The organism is Ideonella azotifigens (assembly GCF_006519715.1).
GTDB classification, from domain to species: domain Bacteria; phylum Pseudomonadota; class Gammaproteobacteria; order Burkholderiales; family Burkholderiaceae_C; genus Ideonella; species Ideonella azotifigens.
Window position 1 is genome coordinate 1 of sequence record NZ_VIDT01000501.1, and the last position, 4,147, is coordinate 4,147.

6 protein-coding genes are annotated in these 4,147 nt (G+C 68.0%); all 6 read right to left on the reverse strand.

Annotated features, from left to right (window positions below; genetic code table 11):
• Window positions 1-496, reverse strand: a 496-nt coding sequence (locus tag FKP22_RS22800) for an FAD-dependent oxidoreductase (protein WP_141289969.1), incomplete at its 3' end; no start/stop codon positions are given.
• Window positions 493-1,308, reverse strand: a complete 816-nt coding sequence (locus FKP22_RS22805; RefSeq protein ID WP_141289970.1) for a sulfite exporter TauE/SafE family protein — start codon at window positions 1,306-1,308, stop codon at window positions 493-495. The genes FKP22_RS22805 and FKP22_RS22800, both read right to left, overlap by 4 nt.
• A complete protein-coding gene (locus FKP22_RS22810) occupies window positions 1,308-1,781 on the reverse strand; it encodes an EVE domain-containing protein (protein WP_141289971.1) in 474 nt (157 codons plus the stop codon). The genes FKP22_RS22805 and FKP22_RS22810 overlap by 1 nt, the downstream gene beginning before the upstream one ends.
• A 374-nt stretch (window positions 1,782-2,155) precedes the next feature.
• Window positions 2,156-2,500, reverse strand: a complete 345-nt coding sequence (locus FKP22_RS22815; RefSeq protein WP_141289972.1) for a cell division protein ZapA — start codon at window positions 2,498-2,500, stop codon at window positions 2,156-2,158.
• Window positions 2,497-2,721 carry a DUF904 domain-containing protein gene (locus FKP22_RS22820; protein WP_141289973.1) on the reverse strand — a complete coding sequence of 75 codons (225 nt, stop codon included), beginning with the start codon at window positions 2,719-2,721 and terminating at the stop codon, window positions 2,497-2,499. Before FKP22_RS22820 ends, FKP22_RS22815 begins: the two co-directional genes overlap by 4 nt.
• A gap of 80 nt (window positions 2,722-2,801) precedes the next feature.
• Complete coding sequence (mltB, locus tag FKP22_RS22825; protein WP_231012950.1) at window positions 2,802-4,046, reverse strand: lytic murein transglycosylase B; 1,245 nt, start codon at window positions 4,044-4,046, stop codon at window positions 2,802-2,804.
• Window positions 4,047-4,147: the final 101 nt, after the last annotated feature.

The following is a 4,147-nucleotide window of genomic DNA, read 5'->3' on the forward strand; positions in this document are numbered from 1 at the left end:
GGACAGGCAGTCCGCCGGTGGCGATCACCAGTTGCGGCGCCTGCACCGGGCCGCGGTCGGTCTGCAACTGCCAGCCGCCATCGTCGGCGCGGTCCACTTCGTTCACCGTGCACGGCTGCCAGCGCGTCACCCCGCCGGCTTCGCATTCGCGCAGCAGCATCTGGATGATCTGGTCGGCCGAGTCGTCGCAGAACAGCTGGCCCTTGTGCTTCTCGTGGAAGGCGATGCGGTGCTTCTGCACCAGCGCAATGAAATCGGCCGAGCTGTAGCGGGCCAGCGCCGAGCGCGCGAAGTGCGGGTTGTCGGACAGGAAGTTGGCCGGGCCTGCATCGCGGTTGGTGAAGTTGCAGCGGCCACCACCGGAGATGCGGATCTTCTCGGCCAGCTTGGCCGCATGGTCGATCAGCAGCACCTTCAGGCCGCGCTGGCTGGCCTGCGCGGCGCAGAACAGCCCGGCCGCACCAGCGCCGATCACCACGGCATCAAAACGATTCATTGCGCCAGCGCCTTCCACAACATGTAGGCGGCCAGGCCGTACAGCAGCACCGCGAAGATGCGCTTGAGCTTCCCCACGTCCATCGCATGCGCGGCCTTCGCGCCCAGCGGCGCCATCAGCATGCTGACGACTGCGATGACGGCCAGTGCCGGCACATACAGGTAGCCAAAGCTGCCCGGCAGCGCGGAAGGCAGCGACCAGCCACTGACCACATAGCCCAGCGTGTTGGCCAGTGCGATCGGGAAACCCAAAGCGGCGCTGGTCGCCACCGCGTTGTGGATCGGCACGTTGCACCAGGTCATGAACGGCACGCTGATGAAGGCGCCACCTGCGCCGACCAGGCCCGAGGCAAAGCCCACCGTGGTGCCAGCCGCCGCCTGGCCTTGCCAGCCCGGCATCTGCCGCTGCGGCTTGGGCTTGCGGCCACGCAGCATCTGCGTGGCCGAGAAACTGACGAACAGGCAGAACATGACCGCCAGCCACTGGCCCTTGACCACGGCGAACATGCCGGCGCCGGCCAGCAGCCCGCCAACCAGGATGCCGGGCGCCATCGCCCGCACGATGGGCCAGCGCACGGCGCCGTGCCGGTGGTGCGCGCGCACGCTGGACAGCGAGGTGAACAGGATGGTGGCCATCGAGGTGGCGATGGCCATCTTCACCGCCAGGTCCGCCGGCACGTCGCGGTGGCTGATGATCAGCGTCAGGAAGGGCACCAGCAGCATGCCGCCGCCCACGCCCAGCAGGCCGGCGAGGAAACCGGTGAAGCTGCCCAGCAGAAGCAGTTCGGCCACCAGCGTCAGCGAGAAATCCATCAGCGGTCCAGCAGTGCCATCACGGCCTGCCATTCCTCTGGCGAGACCGGCGTGATCGACAGCCGGCTGCCGGGCTGCAACAGGCGCATCGTGGCCAGCGCCGGCACCTCGCGCATGTCCTTCAGCGGCAGCAGCCGGGTCTTCTTGCGGAACTTCACGTCCACGTTGAGCCAGCGCGGTGCCTCGGGCTTGGACTTGGGGTCGAAGTACGGGCTCTTGGCGTCGAACTGGGTCGCGTCCGGGTAGGCGCTGCTGGCGACTTCGGCAATGCCAGCCACGCCGGGCTCGGCGCAGGAAGAGTGGTAGTACAGCACCTGGTCACCCACGCGCATGCCATCGCGCATGAAGTTGCGCGCCTGGTAGTTGCGCACGCCGGTCCACGGCACGGTCTGGCCGGGCAGGGCGGCGAGGTCGTCGATCGAGCATTCGTCGGGCTCGATCTTCATCAACCAGTATTGGGGGGCGGCGTTCATGTCTGCTGCAGCGAGGCACGAAAAAATGCCGGCCCTGCAACAGGCCGGCATTGAAGAAGAAGGTGTCCGCTGCAAACCATGGGCCGCATTCCTGAACCCAGGGGATTCAGGTGGGCGAGGTCAGCAAGACTTCGGGTTCATCTGACGCGAGACGATCACACCAGTCGAGCAATGTTCCAAGCCCAGGCTCGCGAGAGCATCGGTTCAAGGAAATATAAAACCCACGCAGATGCAGCGGACGGTTTGATTCTAGGCCGTGCGGCGCCGGGAAGCGTAGGAAAAGAAGCCAAAACCGTGGTCAACAAAAGGCCGTCTTGTAAAGCTGTCGCAGGGCCTGGGGCAGCCGTGCTACGCCGCTGCGTCGGCGGCGGCGCTCAGAGCAACTGACCGTCGTGGCCCAAGGTGCTGTCAAGCCGGTCGATCAGCTGCGTCACCAGCAACTCGGCTTCCTGCTCGGCTGCGGTTTGTGCAGGGCTCGCGGCAGCCGAGATGGCAGGTGCGGCAACCGGCGCGGATGCAGGCCGCTCGGCCAGGCGGTAGGCCAGATTCAGCGCCGCCAGCACCGCCATGCGCTCGCGTGCCTTGACCTTGCCGGCGTCGCGGATGGCGCTCATTTCCTGGTCCACCGTCTGAACCGCCGACAGCAGCAAGGCCTCGCCGCCTTCGGGGCAGGCCAGCAGGTAGCTCTGGCCCAGGATCGTGACTTCCATCTGCTTCATTCGGCGGCTCCCGCCTTGCCTGCGCTGGGCGTGTCCGCCGGCAGGCGGTCCAGCAGGATCTCGACCCGGGCGCGTGCCGCAGCCAAGCGCGAGCGCAGGTTGTCCCGCTCGGCGAGCACCGACTGCAGTTGCTGGGTCAGCAAGGCATTGGTGCGCGCAAGTTCCTCGTGGCGGAGCACAAGGCGGTCGATGCGTTCGGCAAGTTCCGGCAGACGGGACATGGGCCTCGGCTAGCGCTGAGCTGGGAGAAGTTCATTGTATGCAGGCCGCGCCGTGGCGGACCGCCTGCATGCGCCTGTTTTCAGGGACTGGCCGGGCTGGAGACTGCCGGGGTGGCTGCGGGCGCCGGTGCGGGTGGCCGCATCTGCCGCAGCGTGCGCGCCAGTTCGATGACGGCCAGCGCGTAATAGCTGGACCAGTTGTAGCGCGTGATGACGTAGAAGTTGCGCGTGCCGGCCACGTAGCTGGGCGCGCTGTCGCCGTTCTGCAGTTCGACCAGCGCGAGCGGGCCGTCGTAGGCCTGGCCCGCGGCGTCCAGCTGCGCGCCGAGCTCGGTCATCTGCTTGGCGCTGAAGCTGGGCAGGATGTCGGGGGCCAGCAAGGTAGCGCGGTCGCTCACCGCGGCTGGCGGGGTCACGCCGAAGTGCGTCGGCAGGCCGCGCTGCCAGCCGAATTCGGCCAGGTAGTGCGCCACGCTGCCCACCACGTCGGCGCCATGCGTGTCCAGGTCGATGCGGCCATCGCCGTCGAAGTCCACCGCGTATTTCAGGATGCTGCTCGGCATGAACTGCGGCAGGCCGATGGCACCCGCGTACGAGCCGCGCACACTTTGCGGGTCGCGCTTTTCCTGGTTGCACCAGCGCAGGAAGCCGGCCAGTTCGTCGCGGTAGAAAGGCGTGCGGTCGGAGCGGCCGCTGGGGAAGTCGAAAGACAGCGTCGCCAGCGCGTCGATCACCTTGTAGCCGCCGGTGTGCCGGCCGTAGAAGGTCTCGATGCCGACGATGGCGACGATCACTGAAGCCGGCACGCCCCAGCGCGCTTCGGCCTGGTCCAGCCAGCGCTCGTGGTCCTGCCACCAGCGCTGGCCTTCACGCAGGCGCTGCGGCTCGACGAAACGCGCCCGGTAGGCCTGCCAGTTCTTGGCCACGCCTGCTGCCGGCGGCATCACCAGCCTGGCCACACTGGGCTGGTAGCGGGCCTGCGCCAGCTGCGCCAGCACCCAGTCCGCGTCCAGCCCCTGCTGCTCCGCCAGACTGCGGCCCAGGCGCAGCACGTCCTCGCGCTGGCCGTAGGTCACGACATCGGGTGCGTCGTCGCTCTGCACCGCGCCACGTTTGCCGGGCGCGGACTTGGTCGGCTTCTTGTGCGGCGCGGCTTTGTGGCTTGCGGCGGTTTTCGGTTTGGCCGACGAGGCGGCCGGCGCGGGGGCGTTTTGCGCCGTGGCCGAACCGGTGGCAAGCAGCAGCGCGGACAAGGCCAGCGCGGTCACGGGGCACTTGGCATCCAGCATCAAGGGGCGGGTGTCCTGCAGAGGGAGATGGGTCATGGCAAGCGCGCTTTCTTGCGCGCGTTGATCGGGCTGGCCGCCAGTGTGCGGCGGAAGTCGCGCCACCAGGCGGCGAACGTGAGCGGTGTTGAACTGGCAGC

Coding starts and splice junctions, on each gene's coding strand:
- FKP22_RS22805 (WP_141289970.1), bottom strand. CDS start 1,308: ATGGATTTCTCGCTGACGCTGGTGGCCGAACTGCTTCTGCTGGGCAGC.
- FKP22_RS22810 (WP_141289971.1), bottom strand. CDS start 1,781: ATGAACGCCGCCCCCCAATACTGGTTGATGAAGATCGAGCCCGACGAA.
- FKP22_RS22815 (WP_141289972.1), bottom strand. CDS start 2,500: ATGAAGCAGATGGAAGTCACGATCCTGGGCCAGAGCTACCTGCTGGCC.
- FKP22_RS22820 (WP_141289973.1), bottom strand. CDS start 2,721: ATGTCCCGTCTGCCGGAACTTGCCGAACGCATCGACCGCCTTGTGCTC.
- mltB (WP_231012950.1), bottom strand. CDS start 4,046: ATGACCCATCTCCCTCTGCAGGACACCCGCCCCTTGATGCTGGATGCC.